This is a genomic window from Euzebyales bacterium, assembly GCA_035461305.1.
Taxonomy (GTDB): Bacteria; Actinomycetota; Nitriliruptoria; order Euzebyales; family JAHELV01; genus JAHELV01.
On sequence record DATHVN010000001.1, the window covers coordinates 35,077 to 52,755 of the forward strand.

General features: G+C 70.4%; 14 protein-coding genes and 1 tRNA gene. 8 read left to right on the plus strand and 7 right to left on the minus strand.

Features of this window, described 5'->3' with window-relative positions:
- Positions 1–238: 238 nt before the first annotated feature.
- Positions 239–1,459: a zinc-dependent metalloprotease gene (locus tag VK923_00160; protein HSJ43081.1), complete on the minus strand. Its 1,221-nt coding sequence runs from the start codon at positions 1,457–1,459 to the stop codon at positions 239–241.
- A gap of 149 nt (positions 1,460–1,608) precedes the next feature.
- Between VK923_00160 and VK923_00165 the strand changes: the two genes are divergently transcribed.
- The 5 genes from VK923_00165 to VK923_00185 all read left to right on the plus strand — a co-directional run bounded on the left by VK923_00165 (position 1,609) and on the right by VK923_00185 (position 7,858).
- On the plus strand, positions 1,609–2,733 hold the full coding sequence (locus tag VK923_00165; protein HSJ43082.1) for an NAD-dependent epimerase/dehydratase family protein: 1,125 nt from the start codon (positions 1,609–1,611) through the stop codon (positions 2,731–2,733).
- Between the two features lie 27 nt (positions 2,734–2,760).
- Positions 2,761–3,189 (plus strand): molybdenum cofactor biosynthesis protein MoaE, encoded by a 429-nt coding sequence (locus VK923_00170; protein ID HSJ43083.1) that lies wholly within the window; start codon positions 2,761–2,763, stop codon positions 3,187–3,189.
- A 243-nt stretch (positions 3,190–3,432) separates the two neighbouring features.
- Positions 3,433–4,584: a DivIVA domain-containing protein gene (locus VK923_00175; protein HSJ43084.1), complete on the plus strand. Its 1,152-nt coding sequence runs from the start codon at positions 3,433–3,435 to the stop codon at positions 4,582–4,584.
- Positions 4,585–4,767: 183 nt separating this feature from the next.
- Positions 4,768–7,734 carry a UPF0182 family protein gene (locus tag VK923_00180; protein ID HSJ43085.1) on the plus strand — a complete coding sequence of 989 codons (2,967 nt, stop codon included), beginning with the start codon at positions 4,768–4,770 and terminating at the stop codon, positions 7,732–7,734.
- A gap of 47 nt (positions 7,735–7,781) precedes the next feature.
- Positions 7,782–7,858: transfer RNA gene (locus VK923_00185), tRNA-Met, on the plus strand.
- 346 nt (positions 7,859–8,204) lie between these two features.
- Here VK923_00185 and VK923_00190 read toward each other — a convergent pair.
- From VK923_00190 to VK923_00215, 6 genes are all read right to left on the minus strand, one after another.
- On the minus strand, positions 8,205–8,441 hold the full coding sequence (locus VK923_00190) for a hypothetical protein (GenBank protein ID HSJ43086.1): 237 nt from the start codon (positions 8,439–8,441) through the stop codon (positions 8,205–8,207).
- 264 nt (positions 8,442–8,705) lie between these two features.
- Positions 8,706–9,836, minus strand: a complete 1,131-nt coding sequence (locus VK923_00195; GenBank protein ID HSJ43087.1) for a hypothetical protein — start codon at positions 9,834–9,836, stop codon at positions 8,706–8,708.
- A 398-nt stretch (positions 9,837–10,234) separates the two neighbouring features.
- A complete protein-coding gene (locus tag VK923_00200; GenBank protein HSJ43088.1) occupies positions 10,235–11,032 on the minus strand; it encodes a class I SAM-dependent methyltransferase in 798 nt (265 codons plus the stop codon).
- Between the two features lie 105 nt (positions 11,033–11,137).
- A complete protein-coding gene (locus tag VK923_00205; protein HSJ43089.1) occupies positions 11,138–11,815 on the minus strand; it encodes a type 1 glutamine amidotransferase in 678 nt (225 codons plus the stop codon).
- Positions 11,816–11,817: 2 nt separating this feature from the next.
- Positions 11,818–12,591 carry a glucose 1-dehydrogenase gene (locus tag VK923_00210; protein ID HSJ43090.1) on the minus strand — a complete coding sequence of 258 codons (774 nt, stop codon included), beginning with the start codon at positions 12,589–12,591 and terminating at the stop codon, positions 11,818–11,820.
- Positions 12,592–12,673: 82 nt separating this feature from the next.
- Positions 12,674–13,453, minus strand: coding sequence for a GntR family transcriptional regulator (locus tag VK923_00215; GenBank protein ID HSJ43091.1), 780 nt, complete (start codon positions 13,451–13,453; stop codon positions 12,674–12,676).
- A 244-nt stretch (positions 13,454–13,697) separates the two neighbouring features.
- On the opposite strand from VK923_00215, the gene eat reads away from it, so the two are divergent.
- The 3 genes from eat to VK923_00230 form a co-directional block, all read left to right on the plus strand.
- On the plus strand, positions 13,698–15,173 hold the full coding sequence (gene eat, locus VK923_00220; GenBank protein HSJ43092.1) for an ethanolamine permease: 1,476 nt from the start codon (positions 13,698–13,700) through the stop codon (positions 15,171–15,173).
- A 3-nt stretch (positions 15,174–15,176) separates the two neighbouring features.
- Positions 15,177–16,550, plus strand: coding sequence for a glutamine synthetase family protein (locus tag VK923_00225; GenBank protein ID HSJ43093.1), 1,374 nt, complete (start codon positions 15,177–15,179; stop codon positions 16,548–16,550).
- Positions 16,551–16,576: 26 nt separating this feature from the next.
- A partial coding sequence (locus tag VK923_00230) for an aldehyde dehydrogenase family protein (GenBank protein HSJ43094.1) occupies positions 16,577–17,679 on the plus strand: 1,103 nt, incomplete at its 3' end.

The window sequence follows — 17,679 nt, forward strand, 5'->3', positions numbered from 1 at the left end:
GTTGTGGATGTTCGATCACGCACGCTGCGGAAACCTGACGCAGGCTGGGGACAACATCTGTGGACAACCTGTGGACGCGTGTCGATCGCGTCAGCGAAACCGGCCTCTGTACTGCGCAAATGCGAACGTGCGCCCGTCGCGCGGAAAAACTTCTGTCAATGCCGGGACGGTGGATGGATCGAACACCGCGTGGTGAGCCAAGGGTGCACGCGAGGTGGTCAGCGAGTCCGCCCAGCAGTCACTGCGCGTCACCCTCGTCCGGCGCCTCGAGCTCGACGGCCGCCATGCGGACCAGCCACCGGCTCGGGTCGGCGAGATCCTCCGACACCGGCAGGTGGGCGGCGTCGTTCCAGACGCGGTCGAGGCCGTCCTGCCCGCGCGCGGCGAGCACCGCGTCGCAGAAGGCACGGGCATCGCGCACCTGGCGGGGCAGGAGGTCCAGACCGATCAGCTCGTGGAGGGTCTGCTCGCCGGGTCCCTGCGCTGCGCGGCGACGGCGCATGGCCTCCTCGATCTGGCCGAGCGCCCCGAGCCGCGTCCCGGCGGCCGCGCGCACGACGATCTCAGCGTACGCCTCCACGAACGCGATCATGGCCTGGAGGCGGTCGAGCACCCGCTGCTGCGCCGCGGTCGGCTCGACGGCGAAGTCAGATCCACCGAGCGCGTCGGACAGCGACTCGAGGTTGCTGGGATCCAGCCCACCCGAGCCGAACTGCTCCATCAGCTGCTCGGGGTTGAACTCGGCGGCGCCCGCGAACTCGGTGATCAGGCCCGACAGGTGCGGCTGCAGCCACGGCACGCCAGCCCACATGCGCCGGAACGTCGCCTCCCGCAGCGCGAGCCAGTAGCGCAGCTCGGCAGGCTCGACGTCGTAGTCGGCGGCGAACCGCTCGTGGTGGTCGCCCACCGTAGCGACCGTCCGCGCGTCGAGGACGGGCACGCCAAGATCGTAGGCGCCGAGGAGCTGCCCGGACAGGTTGCCGGCGATCGTGCCGACCTGGACGCCGTACATCATCGCGCCCATCGCGCCGAAGGACTGCCGCAGCGCCTCGGCAAAGCCGGGCTGGCCCTCCATCGCGCGCAGCTGCTCGGGCATGTTCTGGCTCAGCGCCCGTCCCATGCCCGCTGCGAGCGGTTCGACCAGCAGCCCGAGCCCCGTGTCGGTCGTGGCGGTCTCGACCCACTGCCGGGCCGTCAGCGCTCGGACGGGACCGGCGACGGCGGTCAGCCCGGTCGCCTGGTCGAGCCAGAACTCGGCCACGTGGACCGCGTCGGCGAACTCGCGCTCGTCGCGGTCGGTCCTGGGCGTCGTGTCGGTCGTGATCGACGTCGCGGTCTCCAGTGCCAGGTCCCAGTTCACCGGACCCTTCGTCCACGACATAACCCGCGCCAGTTCACGGAACAGCGGGACCTGCTCGAACATCCGCGGATCGAAGTTGCCACCGAAGGGATCGCTCATACGGTCATGCTAGACGTGAAGGAGCGCAGTGGTAGGTCGATCTCGGGCCGGGCGGCGCGCGGGGTCGCAGGACCGCGGCGACGCGGCAGCCAACCGGCAGACCGGCGGCCTCGTGCCGGAGCGGACCGCCGCGTGAGAGGATGCTCACCATGGTCGCAGCATCGCAGCGCGGTGCCGGTGGCGCGGCGACGCGCGTCGCGGTGGCCGGCGTCCACACCACGACCGGCGCCGCCCTGCTCGCGCGTCTCGTCTCGGATCCACAGATCGAGGGGGTCGTGGCGATCGACCGGGACCGTCCTCCCGCCTTGCCGGCCGGTGTCCAGTTCGTCAGGGCGGACCTGCGCGACGCATTGCTTGCCCGGGTCTTCGCCGACGTCGACGTCGTGGTGAACGCGGTGCTCGCCGAGACCCTGACGCGCGACGACGACCGCGCGCTGGCGATGCGGGTGCAGGGGACCCGCAGGCTGCTCGACGCCGCCCGGACCGCCGGTGCGGGCACCTTCGTGCACGTGTCGTCGGCCCTGGTCTACGGCGCGGGTGAGCGCAACCGCGTGCCGCTGGACGAGCAGCAACCGCTGCGCGCCGACCCCGCGTTCTCGGCCGTCCATCACGCGCTGGAGGCCGAGGAGGCCGTCCGGGCGTTCGCGGGCGACCACCCACAGCGTCGGGTCGTCGTGCTGCGGACGGTGCCGGTGCTCGTGCCCGACGTCGACTCGCCGGTCACCCGCCACCTCGAGAGCCCGTTGCTGCCGCGGGTCCGTGGCTTCGATCCTCCCGTCCAGTTCGTCGCCGTCGACGACCTGGTCGAGGCGGTGCGCCTGGTCGTCGTCGATACCCGTGCCCGCGGTGTCTACAACGTCGCGGCGGACGGCTGGCTCACCAGCAGCGACGTCCGCCACATCCTGGCCCGCCCCGGCCTGCGCCTGCCCGAGCAGATCGCGCTGGGCGTCGCCGCGCTGCTGCACCGGCTCCGGCTGCTGGGCGTGCCGCCGGCGGCGTTGCGGTACCTGATGCACCCCTGGGTGGTCGACACGGCGCGGCTGCGCGCGCTGGGGTGGACGCCCGCCACGTCCCAGCGCGCCGTCCTGCACCAGTTCGTCACCGAGCACCGCCGCTGGTTGAGCCTCGGACGGCTGCGGTTCCGCACGACCACGCTTCTCGCGGTGGTGACCGGGGCATGGGCGGTCGGGATGGGCATCGCGGCCTGGCTCGTGCGGCACCGGTGGATGGCCGCCCACCCCCAGCCCGATGCCGCGGCGTCCGACCGGTGGTGAGTACGGTGGTGGGATGAGGCGCACATCATGAGCGCGCGCGTGCACACCGCGATCACTCACGAGCCGCTGTCGGCCGATGCCGCGCACGGCTTCGCCTCCGATCCGCGTGCGGGCGCGGTCGTCGTGTTCTCGGGCACCGTACGCAACCACGCAGAGGGTCGTGACGTCGCCGGCCTGACCTACGAGGCGTACGAGGAGCAGGCGTGCTCGCACCTGGCCGCGCTCGCCCGTGACGTCGCCGACCGGTGGCCGTCGGTCCGGGCCGTGTGGATGGTCCACCGGCTCGGCGCGCTGGCCATCGGCGAGCCGTCCGTCGTCGTCGCGGTGTCGGCCGACCATCGCGGCGAGGCCTTCGCGGCGGCCCGGCACGGCATCGACACCCTCAAGGAGACGGTGCCCATCTGGAAGCAGGAGCACTGGGCGGACGGTGGCACGCACTGGCCCGGCACGGACTAGGGTCTGGGCGACGCCGACCGCCGAGACCGTGATCCCGTGCGGCGTCGTCCACCGATGTGATACGCCGGCGGCCACGCTCCGACCGTCCGGGCGAACGCCGACGCCCGGACGGTCACGTTCCTGCCCGTACACTGCGATGCCCGGTGGCACGCCGTCCGTGCGGCGCGGCCACCGCGCGTGCGCCGCAGACGCGTGAGGGGACCGGCGCCGTCCGACACGTGACGGTTCGGTGAAGGTTGCACGGTGAGTGGGACACGCGACTTCAACCGCGCGCTGCTGGGCTACGACCGCCGCCAGGTCAATGCCTTCTGCGACGAGGTGGACGATATCGTCGGGGAGCTGCGCGGCCGTGCCGACGACCTCGAGCAGATGCAACGGGCAAAGCCCATCACGGCCGAGCAGGCGTTCGCCAACGTGGCGCGTGAGACCTGGCGCATCCTCCAGGCGGCGCAGGAGGCGGGCGCACGGATGCTGAAGGAGTCGCGCGAGCAGGCCAGGAGCGAGCTTGCGCTCGCCCGGCGAAAGCGGTCGCAGATCATCGGTGACGGGTACCGGGCCCGCGACGAGATGACCGAGCAGCTCCGCCAGCTCGACAGGGCGCGCGCCCGGCTGATCAGCCAGCTGCAGGACGCAACCGCCGAGATCGACCGCCTGGCGGCCGGCCTGGAGGAGGGCGGACGTAGGGGAGCCAACGAGGCGTCGTTGGCGGCACGCCGCGCGGAGCGGGCGTTGACCGGCACCGACGAAGGGCGCCGGCCGCTGCCGTCCAGTGCTCCGCTCAGGGTGATCGCCGGGGCCGACGCCCGTCCGTCGCGTGTGCACGTGGCGCGTCGCGAACCGGCGGACCTGTCCCGTCGCGGCACCGGAGACGGTGTCGTCGCCGACAGGCGCGACCTGCTCGGGCCGCTGCGGATCGTGCTGATCGAGCGGCTCAACGACGAGCTCGGCGCCGTCCGCGACCGCCTGCATGAGCGGCTGCGCCGGGCCGGCGATGTGGGAGGCGCCACCGTCGCTTTCACCGTCGACGACGCGGGGGTGGCGGGCATCGCCGAAGCGACGACGCGTTCGATGATGGCGCCGCGGCGGCGGTCCAGCTGCGCCAGGCCTTCGACCTCGGAGCGCGTGCTGCCGCGACGGAGTGCGACGGTCTGCAGCCGTCGACGAGAGGCGAGGACGTCTACGCCACCATGGGCACGGTGCTCGACGAGCGGGTCGGTACGCCCATCCGTGAACTGCTGGCCGAGGGCGACCGCGTCGACGCCCGCCGTGGGTGTTCCTCGAGCGGATCGACGGCATCGTGTCCGAACTTTCCGCCGGTATGGTGGCACAGATCGCCGAGACCGAACTGTCGCGCGCGTACGAGCGCGGCAAGCTGGCGACGTGGTCGAGCGGTGACGTCACCGCCAGACGGTGGATCGTCAGCCAGCGAGGCCACCGGTCCGACGAGACGTGCCGAAGCAATGCCGACGCAGGGGCAGTGCCGGTCGCAGCACCGTTCCCGTCGGGTGAGCACACCCCACCGCGACGCGAGGGATGCACGTGCACGACCGTCGCCGCCGACGAGGAGAGCGACCCCTGATGGAACTGCTGCAGGCTCTACGACAGCGATGGTGGCTAGTCGTCGGGATCCTCCTGATCGTCGTGCTGGCACTGTCGACCCGCCTGGCGACCTTCTACACGGATGTCCTGTGGTTCCGCAGCATCGGCTTCGTGCGCGTGTTCTGGACGTTGCTGACCACGCAGCTCGGCCTCGGCGTGGGCGCCGGGATCTTCATGACCGTCCTGCTCGCCGGCAACCTGCTGCTGGCGCGTCGCCTGGCACCGCGCTATCGGATCCCGACCCCGGCGGAGCAGAACGTCGAGCGCTACCGGACGCTGGTCGAGCCGATCGCGCGCCCGCTGCTTCTCTTCGTCGCCGTGGTCGTCGGCGTCCTGTCGGGTCTCAACGTCGCACCCCAGTGGCCCCGCTACGTCCTGTGGGCCAACGCCACTAAGTTCGGCCGTCAAGACCCGCAGTTCGGGCTGGATCTCGGTTTCTTCGTCTTCGTCCTGCCGTTCCACACGCTGGTCAACTCGTGGCTGTTCACCGCGCTGGTCATCACGGTGTTGATGACGCTGGCCGCCCACTACGTGTTCGGTGGCATCCGACCGCAGGCGGCCGGGCAGCGCCTGACGCCGCAGGTCAACGTGCACCTGTCGGTGCTGCTGGCGGCGCTCTTCGCCGTGCGCGCCTGGGGCTTCTGGCTCGACCGCTACATGCTCAGCTACTCCGAGCGCGGCCAGGTCACGGGCCTGTCCTACACCGACGTCAGTGCTGAGCTGCTCGCGCTGCAGCTGCTGACGATCATCGCGGCGATCTGCGTCGTGCTGTTCCTGGTCAACATCCGCTTCCGCGGCTGGTTGCTGCCGGCCGCGGGCGTGGGCATCCTCGTCGTCGCGGCGGTCGTGCTGGCGGGTGTCTACCCGGCCATCGTCCAGCGCCTGCAGGTCGACCCGCAGGAGCTGCCGCGTGAGCGGCCGTACATCGAGCGCAACCTCGAGCTGACCAGGTTCGGCTTCGGCATCGACGACGTGACGTTCGAGGACTTCCCGGCCAACGACGAGCTGTCAGACCAGGCGATCTCCGACAACCAGACGACCCTGCAGTCCATCCGCCTGTGGGACCCGGCCACGCTGCAGAACACCTACCAGCAGCTGCAGGAGCTCCGGCCCTACTACGACTTCCGCGACGTCGACGTCGACCGCTACACGCTCGACGGGGACCTGCAGCAGGTGATGCTGAGTGTGCGCGAGGTCGCCACGACCGACCTGCCCTCGCAGGCGCGGACATGGCAGAACCAGGCGCTCGTCTACACCCACGGCTACGGGATCGTGTCGAGCGCCGTCAGCACCCGGCGCCGCGACGGCCAACCGGTCTTCCTCGTCAACAACATCCCCCCGGAGGGCGTCGAGGAGCTGGAGGTCGAGAACCCGCGCGTCTACATCGGTGAGGAGCCGCCGACCTACTCGATCGTGCGCGCCGCGGAGGACGAGCTCGACTTCGACCTCGGCGAGGGGCAGGCGGTCGAACGGTTCCGCTACGACGGCGACGATGGCGTGTTCGTCGGCTCGCCATTGCGACGGCTCGCGTTCGCGCTGCGCTTCGCCGAACCGAACATCCTGCTGTCGGCCCTGATCACCGACGAGTCGAAGATCATGTACAACCGGCGCATCCGGGACCGCGTGCAGAACGTCGCGCCCTATCTCAAGCTCGATCACGACCCCTACCCGGTCGCGGTCGACGGCAGGATCAAGTGGATCGTCGACGCCTACACGACCAGCGACATGGTGCCCTACTCGGAGCGCACCAACCTGGCGGCGGCGACCGTGTCGGAGCAGCAGGTGCTCGCGCCGGTCACCACCGAAGACGGGCAGATCACGCTCCAGGAGCAGTCGGTGCAGGTGCCCGGCCTGGAGGGCACGGCGAACTACATCCGCAACAGCGTCAAGGCGGTCGTCGATGCCTACGATGGCACCGTGACGCTGTACGTCGTCGACCCCGATGACCCGATCATCCGGGCGTGGAGCGATGTCTTCCCCGACAGCTTCACCCGGGTGGATGAGGCCTCGGAGGAGCTCCGGTCCCACTTCCGCTACCCGGAGGACATGTTCCGGGTGCAGTCAACGATGTTCGAGACGTACCACATCCCGGGGCCTGACGCCTTCTACAACAAGGACGACGCGTGGGCCATCCCGGCCGACGCGCAGTTCCAGGCCAACCAGCCCGACAGCAGCGAGGTCCGGGCGATGCGGCCCTACTACCTGCTGATGCGCCTGCCGGGCGAGTCGAGCGAGGAGTTCGCGCTGATCCAGCCGTTCTCCCCGGAGCAGCGCAACAACCTGATCGGCTGGCTCGCCGGACGCAGTGACGGCGAGGAGTACGGCCAGCTGAAGGCGTACCGGATGCCACCGACCAAGACGGTGTTCGGGCCCGAGCAGATCCAGGCGCGCATCAACCAGGACGATGCGGTCAGTGAGCAGATCACGCTGTGGAACCAGTCGGGCTCGCGGGTGCGCTACGGCAACCTGCTCGTGATCCCCGTCGAGGACTCGCTGCTGTACGCGCAGCCGTTGTTCCTGCGCGCGCAGCAGTCCGAGATCCCCGAGCTCCGCCGCACGGTCCTGGTGTTCGGCGACCAGGTCGTGATGGAGGACAGCCTGCAGGCGGCGCTGGAGGCGGTGTTCGGCAGTGCCGCACCCGGTGTCGAGCTGCCGGAGGGCGCCGAGGAGCCCGTGGTCGGGGATGAGGAGACGGACGGTGACCAGCCGGCAACGCCGACGCCGGGTGACGTCAGCGACCCCGCGGTCGCTGCCGCGCTGGAGCGCGCGCTCGAGGCGTTCGACGCGGCCGACCAGGCGCTGACCGACGGCAACCTCGGCGAGTACCAGGCTCAGACGCGGGTGGCGGAGGAGGCGCTGCGCGAGGTCGAGCGGCTGCTCGGCGGTGGCGCGGCGGGAGCCTCGTCGGCCGGCGCGGAACCGACCGCGGCTGCCACCGAACCGTGACCGCGCGCTTCTTTGCGAACAGTGGCCGACGCTGCTACCGTTTCGCCCGCGAGGTGGAGCAGTTCGGTAGCTCGCCGGGCTCATAACCCGGAGGTCGCAGGTTCAAATCCTGCCCTCGCAACCAGATGGCGAAGGCCCCGCCCCGCGGGGCCTTCGCCAGTCTCGGCGCCGGCCCTCACCCGGGTGGGGAGGCACTGCCCGGTGTGCGGGGCCGGCCACATTCCGGGGAGGCAGGTCACCGGGTGTGGTGAGTCGGCTCCCCGATGTGCGGGGCGGCGACGTTCTGCGGGGGCAGGTCACCGGGTGTGGTGAGTCGGCTCCGCGATGTGCGGGGCGGCGACGTTCTGCGGGGGCAGGTCACCGGGTGTGGTGAGTCGGCTCCCCGATGTGCGGGGCGGCGACGTTCTGCGGGGGAGGTCACGGTGTGGTGAGTCGGCTCCCCGATGTGCGGGGCGGCCACGTTCTGCAGGTCACGGGGTGAGTCGCCCCCCGGGTGCGTCGACCGCCGTTTGCAGCTCGGTCAGGAACCCGGCCCAGTCGTTGGTGAACCAGTCCCACATCGGCTTCAGCACGAGCCGGTCGCGGGCGAGCGCGATCACGTTGTCCCGGCGTGCGTCCCGGTCAAGCTGCGTCGGGGCGTGATGAGCGACGTGGCCCTGGCACTCGATCGCGACCCGTGCGTCAGGAAACGCGATGTCGAGATGCACGGTCCGGCCATCGGCGACGCGTGCCGGAGCGGCCCATCGCTCGGTCGCAGGCCTGCCGCCCGGAGACGATCACGGACGCGCGACTCGAACACCGAGGGAGGGTGGCAGAACGACGGCATCGTCGCGCGGGAGGCCGCGGCGGGCTGCGGACAAGTGTCTGGGGATCAGGTCGCGCGGTCGTGGGTCGGCTCCCCGGTGGGATGGCCGTCAACGCCCCGGGGAGTCGTCCGACCGATGTGGTGGGTTGACTCCCCAGCGTGGGGGTCAGGCGCGCATCGCGTCGGGGTCCAGGCCGACGTCGAGGCACCACTGCCGGTAGGCGAGCGGGCTGACCTCGCTCGGCTTGATCTCGCTGCGCCCACCCCAGAAGACGTTCGTGTACTCGACTGGGATGCCGACCGACGCAAGGTGCTCGTCGATGGCCGCTTTGTGTGCGAGCACCCGCCGCTTGTCCGTGCCGTGCGACACGCCCATGATGTTGACGTTGCTGAACTCGGGACCCCCCTCGCGCCAGTAGGCGTGGGTCATGCAGTGGTGGCGGCCGACCTCCCGGCCCGCCCGCAGCTCCTCGCCCCGGGGCACGCGCCAGTGGAACAGGGCGTTGTAGCGCGTGACCCGGCTGCCGTCGCGGTGCTGCTTGTAGTGCTCGAGGAAGGTCGAGAAGCGACCGATGACCCGTCGTTCGTTGAGGCTCTCGGCGACCGCGCAGAAGTCCTCGATCGTCTCGCCGGTCTCGACCGCGCGCGACACCCAGATGTCCTGGCGGAGTTCGTCGGGCGCGAACTCGCGCTTGAGCGCCATGAGCACCCGCCACTCGCGGTCGGTCAGGTCGACGATCCTCGTGTCCAGCACCCGGCCGGGCTCCGGCGTCTTGTCGCCGGGCTCGATCGTGCGGCGCCGGACGTGGCCGACGCCAAGCGCGAACAGCTTGCGGGCCGGCAGCAGCTTGTAGGCCTCGGCGCCCACCCGATCCTGCAGGTAGCGGCAGTGCCTGTCCATGCTGAACGGCCGCGGGACCTTCAACGTCGTCCACAGCCGGTACTGGCTTCCTGGTGTGCCCCGATCGGTGGTGCGCAGCACCACGTGCCCGGAGAACGGGTCGTGCTCGAACATGAAGTCGAACGCGTCGCGCAGCCGGTCCGATGGGACGTTCCAGGCCACCAGCGCACCCGGGGCCAGGCTCGTCGACAGCAGCGTCTGGCGAACCCGGCGGACGGTCCCGGCCCGCAGCATCGCCGCGATCCGGTCGATCACCGTGTCGACGGGGACGGCGGACCGATCGGCGATCTCGCGCAACGGATACCGCAGGAAGCCCTGGATCCGGTCCTCGGACACGGCCAGGATCTTCGCATTGACCGGGTCGTCGACATGGCTGGGAACGGTGGCGGTGACCATGGGGGGCGAGTGTAGGTCGCGACACGCCTGTCGGCGGACCGCGACCCTCGCCGGGCCGACGAGTCACCCGCAGGACGCTCGAACAGGCACTTCGCGCACCCTCGCGCCGTCCGCCCCCCGGGTCACCCCACACGCCCGATGGCCAGCAGCCCGTCCGACCTGTTGAACGCAGCTGACGTCCGCGACGTTGCCGCTGTGGCAAACCTCGAACAGCAGGTCGTGTGATCTGGCCTTCACACCTTCGCGCGACAACGCCCGACGGTCGTGATACGTGTGCCGCTCGGGGCTTCAGAGGGGCGGACGAACTGCTCAGCGTGGTGGACGTCGAGTGGTCACGTCGCGTCGTCACACGGCGCCCGAAGGTCCGTGGCCGACCAGATGGTGCTCGAGATCGGTCCTCAGGCGCGCCCGGTCAGGATCAACAGGTCCACGCCGAGGGGCGCAGGATGGCTGCCGATGCGGTCGATCGCCGTCGCGCGGATGCGTGCCCGACGCACGGACGGGAGCGTCGCGAGGAACGCTGCATGCTGGGCCATCCCGAGGCGCCAGTCCGCGAGGGCCGCGGAGTCGTCCAGGCCCGTTTCGACGCGCACACGGGTGACATCCACGGCGCGTACCCGCGCCACGTGCGCGAGGGCGGCGAGGGCCGCCTCGGTGCCGACCTGCGGTTCGCTGGCCGCCTTCAGGTGCTGGTACCACGCCGGGCGCTGGTAGCCGTGCTCGCGCAGGACTGTCTCAACGACCGCCCAGGCGTCGTGCGACGTGCTCGTGTTGGGGAAGGAGCTGAACAGGATCACGCCGTCGTCGCGTGCCACGCGGACCGCGTCGGCCAGCATGCGGTCGGGGTCGACCACGTGTGACAGCGAGCAGTTGCCGGCCACCACGTCGAACGTGCGGTCGCGGAACGGCAGCGCGCGCCCGTCGGCGCCGACGCCGCGTCGTCGGTGGCTGCCGGTACGTACGAGCATGTCGACCGCCACATCGGCGTCGACGCACGTCGCGCCCCGCTGCCTGGCCGCGTCACCGAGCACACCGGTGCCCGCACCGACGTCGAGCACCGTGGCTCCGTCGAGCGCCTCGGGGCAGTGGTCGAGCAGCGCGGCCGCCAACCGGCCGTACACCAGGTCAGGCCCGGACGCCCACGCCGTGGCCGCCTCGTCGTAGGCCGTGCGCGTGTCCCGCTCCAGCTCGCTCACGGCGGCGATCCTTCCACGGCGGTACCAGGCCGGCAACGCTCGCGGTGGGTGCTCTGTGGGGCTCGGTCGCGGGTGGCGACCGACGCAGTCGCGTGCGCCGCGAGCTCAGCGCGGTGGGTGCACGCCGAGCTCGTCCAGGACACGGTCGAACAGGCGGTGGGCGGCCGCGCGGGCGTGGGGCGCGAGCTGCGTCGTCTGCCGGCGCAGCCGCTCGACGTCGATGCCCCGGTCGACCAGTTCGTCGCCGGACGTCGCGATCCACAGATCGAGGATGTCCGGCGTCACCTCGGGATGGAACTGCACGCACAGCTGGCGGTCCCGCCGCCAGGCCTGCACGCCAGCGGCGGACCGTGCCAGGATGCCCGCGCCGGGCGGCGGCAGGAGCGTGTCGAAGTGCCACTCCAGCCATGGTCCCGGCGCGATGATCTCGGGGTCCTCGGTCTCGATCTCGTACCATCCGATCTCGGGTGTGCTGGCACGTGTGACCGTCCCTCCGAGGGCGCGGGCCAGCGCCTGCGCGCCGAAGCACACGCCGAAGATCGGCACGTCGACCGCGGCGGCGTCCCGGAGCAGGTCGAGCTCGGTCGCGAGCCACGGCACTGCGTCGTCGTAGGCGGCCTCGGCCGAGCCGAGCGGCACGATCAGGTCGTGCGTGCCCGGCTCGGGCAGCGTGGCGCCGTCCCACAGGTCGCACATGTCCACGGCGATGCCGCGGCGCTCGGCGGCCTCGCCAAGGTAGCCTGGCAGCACGTCGGCCTCGTGTGCGATGAACAGCGCCGACATGGTCACTCCGGCGTCACGTACGCCGCCGTGATCCCGCCGTCGACCAGCAGCGACGCGCCTGTCACGAACGACGAGTCGTCGGAAGCGAGGAACAGCGCCGCCCTGGCCATCTCGTCGGCACGGCCGAACCGGCCCATCGGGATGTGGATCAGGCGCCTCTGCTGCCGCTGTGGGTCCGACAGCAGCTCGGCGAGCAGCGGTGTGTCGACCGGGCCCGGGCACAGCGCGTTGGCACGGATGTTCTGCCGGGCGAACTCGGTGGCGATCTCACGCGTCATCGACACCACGCCACCCTTGGCGGCTGTGTAGGCGATCTGCGGCGTCGCCGCGCCCATCCACGACACGAACGACGCAACGTTCACGATGGTGCCACCGCCGGCCCGCTGCAGCGCGGGCACGCCGTACTTGCAGCACAGGAACACGCCCGTCAGGTCGACGGCGAGGACACGGTCCCAGATCTGCTCGGCCGTGTCGGTGACCGACGCGTCGGCGTTGTGGAAGATCCCGGCGTTGTTGAGCAGCACGTCGACCTTGCCGAAGACCTTCTCACCCTCGGCGTACAGGTGCTCGACATCCGCCGCGCGGCTCACGTCGACCTGGACGAAGTGTGCATCGCCGTCGGCGTGCCGCACCATCTCGACGGTCTCCTTGCCCGCGTCAGCGTCCACGTCCGAGACCAGGATCCCGGCTCCCTCCGCGGAGAACAGCAGCGCCGCCGCGCGTCCGATGCCGCTGCCGCCACCCGTGATTGACGCTACCCGACCCTCCAGGCGCATGGCTCGTGTCCTGACTGCAAATCAGCCTGCACGGCATAAAGCTCTGAGAATGATCCATTGTGTGGTGCGGTCAGGCCGTGCGTCAAGCAAGAAAGCCACCGAGCAGCGCCGCCGTGGCGTCGACGTGGTCCCGCATGTGCTGCCGTGCCTCCTCGGGCCGCCCCGCCAAGATCGCGTTGACGAGCGCCGCGTGATGCGTGTGGGAGCGCTCGATGTTGTGGGCCAGCACGGGGATGGCCTCGAGCATCTCCCCGAGCGTCATCTGCGCGTCGGCGATGGCCGCGATCAGGCTGACCGATCCGGTCAGCTCGGCGATCGCCAGGTGGAGCCTGGAGTCTGCGAGCCGGTGGCGGTGCCGCGACGTCGTCGACTCGACGTCGTCGAGGCGCGCCTGCAGGTACTCCTTGGCTGCGTGGTCGAGGTCATGGCGCGCGGCGACCTCGGCGGCGCCCGGCTCCAGCACCGACCGCATGACAAGGTGGTCCTCGAGCTCGTCACGCAGGTCACGGCCGTTGGTGAGCAGCGCGGTGTCGCCGTGCTCGTCGGGCCGGTACGTGATGAAGGTGCCGCCGCTGCGCCCCCGCCGTGACTCGACGAGGCCGGCCTCGGTCAGCGCCCGCAACGCCTCGCGCAGCGTGACGCGGCTGATGCCGAGCTGCTTCGCGAGCGTCCGCTCAGGTGGCAGTCGCTCGCCGGCGGTCACCGCGCCCAGCTTGATCGCCTGGACGATCCGCTGGATCGCCTCTTCGAAGGCGTTGCCCGACCGGACCGGTCGGAGGACCGCGCCGAGTGACGCGCCGGGCACGATCGAGTAGGTGCCTGCATCCTTCGTCGCTGCTCGTTCGATGGCGGGCACGGCCATGGCAATTCCTTGACATCTGTGTCATCGGCCTCAACAGTTGGTCCGTCCATAGACCATCGGAGCCCGCTCATGGGCGTGGAGCGGACCCACTCCTTCTGTCAAGAACCTGCTGTTGCCAGTGCCATAGTGCCGTGGATTGGTTCGGTTCGTCATCTGCTCCGCGTCTGGCAGAGAAGACGTCACGGCTGCTGGGCTGTCCACGGCACGATCCCAGGACAGTGATCGTGGTTGAGGAGACATCGCGATGAACGAGGAATCGCAGAAGCCCGCCACCGCCAACGAGGACCGTTACCTCGCCGAACGCAAACTGCGACGCGTCGCGGGACCGGTGCTGCTGTGGGGACTCGGCGTCGGCTCGGTCATCTCCGGAGAGTTCTTCGGATGGAACTTCGGAATGAACGCCGGGGGCTGGGGCGGGCTGCTGATCGCCACCGCCATCATGGCGACGCTGTACGCGACGATGATGATGTCGATCGCCGAGATGTCGACGGCGATGCCGGTCGCCGGCGGTCCGTACGCGTTCGCCCGCCGAGCGATCGGCAGGACCGGCGGCTACATCACCGGCCTGGCGGTCGTGATCGAGTACGTGCTCGCGCCCGCCGTGATCGCCGTCGGCATCGGTGGCTACGTCGCCGACATCTCACCGGTGTTCCAGCCCGACGTGGTGGCGTTCGTCGCTTACGTGATCTTCGTGGCCATCAACCTGCTCGGTGTGAAGGAATCCCTGCGCACGCTGCTGGTCATCACCGTCGTCTCCGTCGCGGTGCTCATCATCTGGGGGCTTGCGATGGCACCCAACTTCAGCGTCGACAACCTCCTGGACATCACACCTGAAGACGGCGGCAGCCGGTTCCTGCCCTTCGGGCTCGGCGGGATCCTCGCGGCGCTGCCCGCGGCGGGCTGGTTCTACCTCGCGATCGAGGACGTGCCGCTGGCCGCCGAGGAGACCGCCGACCCGGCGCGCGACCTGCCCAAGGGCATGCTGCTGGCGATGGGATCGCTCATCGTGTTCAGCATGATCTCGCTGTTCATCGCCCCCGGTGCCGCCGGCGCGGAGGCGCTCGCCACTTCGGGCAACCCGCTGCCGCAGGCCGCCGACGAGGTCTACGGACGCGGATGGGTCTACTGGCTGACGACCGTGGTCGGCCTCACCGGTCTGATCGCCAGCTTCTTCTCCATCATCTACGCCTACTCCCGCCAGATCTTCGCCCTGTCACGGGCCGGCTACCTGCCCACGTGGCTGTCGAAGACCAACAGGCGGCACACCCCGCACTGGGCGTTGATCGTGCCGGGGATCGTGGGGTTCCTGACCATCCAGGTCGTCGACTTCTTCAACACCAGGGGGGCGCCTGCGGGTGAGGATCCGCCCATCGCCACGGGTGACCTGTTGATCCAGCTCGCCGTCTTCGCCGCGTTGGTCAGCTACGTCATGATGATGGCCAGCCACTTCATCCTGCGCCGTGACGAGCCCGACATGGAGCGGCCCTACAGGACGCCCGGCGCGCCTGTGACCCCGGCGGTCGCGCTCGGGCTGAGCGTGCTCGCGATGATATCGAGCCTCTTCTACCAGCCGCAGGTCGTGTTCATGGTGCTGGGTGTGCTGGTCATCTACCTGCTGGGCCTGGCCTACTACTGGTTCTACAGCCGGCACCACCTGGTGGCCGATGCGCCCGAGGAGGAGTTCGCCGTGATCACCGAGGCCGAGAAGGAGGTCCGGTAGCCGATGGAGCAGCCGACAGCGACAGCACTGCGCGGCGCGATCGACGTCGAGGCACTGCGGGGCGAGGTCGACGCGGGTCGCATCGACACGGTGCTGCTGTGCCTGACCGACATGCAGGGGCGGCTGCAGGGCAAGCGCCTTTCCGCTCACCACTTCCTCGGCGAGGTCGTCGAGCACGCCGCCGAGGGCTGCAACTACCTGCTGGCCGTCGACGTTGACATGAACACCGTCGAGGGCTACGAGATGTCGAGCTGGAACACCGGCTACGGCGACTTCATGATGGTCCCCGACCTGGACACGTTGCGGGTCGCGCCCTGGCTGCCGGGCACCGCGCTGGTGATGGCAGACCTGCAGTGGGACGACCGCTCGCCCGTCGTGGCGTCGCCGCGCCAGATCCTGCGGCGTCAGCTCGACCGGCTGGCGGAGCGCGACCTCACGGCCCATGCGGGCTCGGAGCTCGAGTTCATCGTGCTCCGCGACACCTACGAGGAGGCGTGGCGGAGGGCCTACCGTGACCTCGAGCCGGCCAACTACTGCAACGTCGACTACTCGATGCTGGGCACCACGCGAGTCGAGCCGCTGCTGCGGCGCATCCGCAACGCGATGGAGGGCATGGGCATGCCCGTCGAGTCGGCCAAGGGGGAGTGCAACCCCGGTCAGCACGAGATCAACTTCCGCTACAGCGATGCCCTGACGATGGCCGACAACCACACGATCTACAAGAACGCCGCCAAGGAGATGGCCGCCGAGCAGGGCTACGCGCTGACCTTCATGGCCAAGTACAACGAGCTCGAAGGCAGCTCATGCCACCTGCACTTCAGCCTGCGGGGCACCGACGGCGCGGCCGTGTTCGCCGATGGCGACGGCATGTCGCCCGTGTTCCGCCACTTCGTCGCCGGGCAGATCGCCGCGCTGCGCGAGCTGACGCTGTTCTACGCGCCGAACATCAACAGCTACAAGCGCTTGGTCGCGGGCAGCTTCGCCCCGACCGTCGCGGCGTGGGGCTTCGACAACCGGACGTGCGCGTTCCGGGTCGTCGGCCACGGCGCGGCCATGCGGGTCGAGAACCGGGTGCCGGGCGGTGACGTCAACCCCTATCTGGCGTTCGCTGCGATGATCGCAGCGGGGCTGCGCGGCATCGACGACACGCTCGAGCTCGAGGACGACTACGTCGGCAACGCCTACGAGAGCGACAACGAACGGGTCCCCGACAACCTGCGCGACGCCGCCGAGCTGTTCTCCGCCAGCGACCTCGCGCGCGACGCGTTCGGCGACGACGTGGTCGCGCACTACCGCAACATGGCCGACGTCGAGCTCGCAGCGTTCGGCGCGGCGGTCACCGACTGGGAGCGCTACCGGGGCTTCGAGCGCCTCTAGCGCCAGGCAGGGTCAGGACTTTCCACATGGACGCAGCGGGCCTGTTCATCGACGGCGCTCAGCGGGCGGCGGCGTCGCGTGCCACGCATCCGGTCGACGACCCGTCGACGGGCGAGCCCTGTCTCGAGGTCGCCCTCGGCGACGCCCATGACGTCGAGGCCGCGGTCGCCGCCGCAGCGCGGGCGGCGATGGAGTGGGGGCGGCGCCCCGCGCCCGAGCGGGCCGCCGTGCTCCACGCCGCCGCCGCGCTCGCCCGTGAGCGGCACGAGGACCTGGCACGGACCGAGTCGCGCGACGTCGGCAAGCCGATCGCCGACGCCCGGGTCGAGATGGCGTCGGTCGCTGACGTGTTCGACTTCTACGCCGGTGTCGTGTGCGGCTTCGGCGGCGAGACGCTGTCGGTCCCCGCCGGCGGGTTCGACTACACGCTGCGCCAGCCGGTGGGTGTCGTCGGCCTCATCATGCCGTGGAACTTCCCCGGCCTCATCGCCACCTGGAAGCTGGCACCTGCCCTGGCGGCCGGCAACGCCGTTGTGCTCAAGCCGGCGCTGCTGACCCCCGCGTCGGCGCTGGAGATCGCGACGATCCTGCATGACGCCGGCGTGCCGCCGGGGGTGATCAACGTGGTCCCGGGTCGCGGCAGCACGGTCGGTGAGGCCATCGTCGGGCATGGCGACGTGCGCAAGATCGCGTTCACCGGCTCGACGGCCGTCGGTGTCGGCATCCAGCAGCGCGCGGCCGCGTCGCTCAAACGGGTCACGCTCGAGCTCGGCGGCAAGTCGCCGAACGTCGTCTTCGCCGACGCCAATGTCGAGGCCGCTGCGACGGAGGCGGTCCCAGCGGTCTTCGGCAACGCCGGGCAGGACTGCTGTGCGCGCAGCCGGATCCTCGTCGAGGACAGCGTGCACGACGACTTCGTCGAGGCGCTGGTGGCGGCGACCGAGGACTTCCGCGTCGGCGACCCGGCCGACGCGGACACGCAGATGGGGCCGCTGATCACCGACGACCAGCGCCAGACCGCGCTGGACTATCTGGCCTCGGCGCGTGACGAGGGTGCGATGGTCGCGTGCGGGGGAGAGGTGCTCGACCGGCCCGGCTGGTTCGTGCGACCCGCGGTCATCGACCGTGC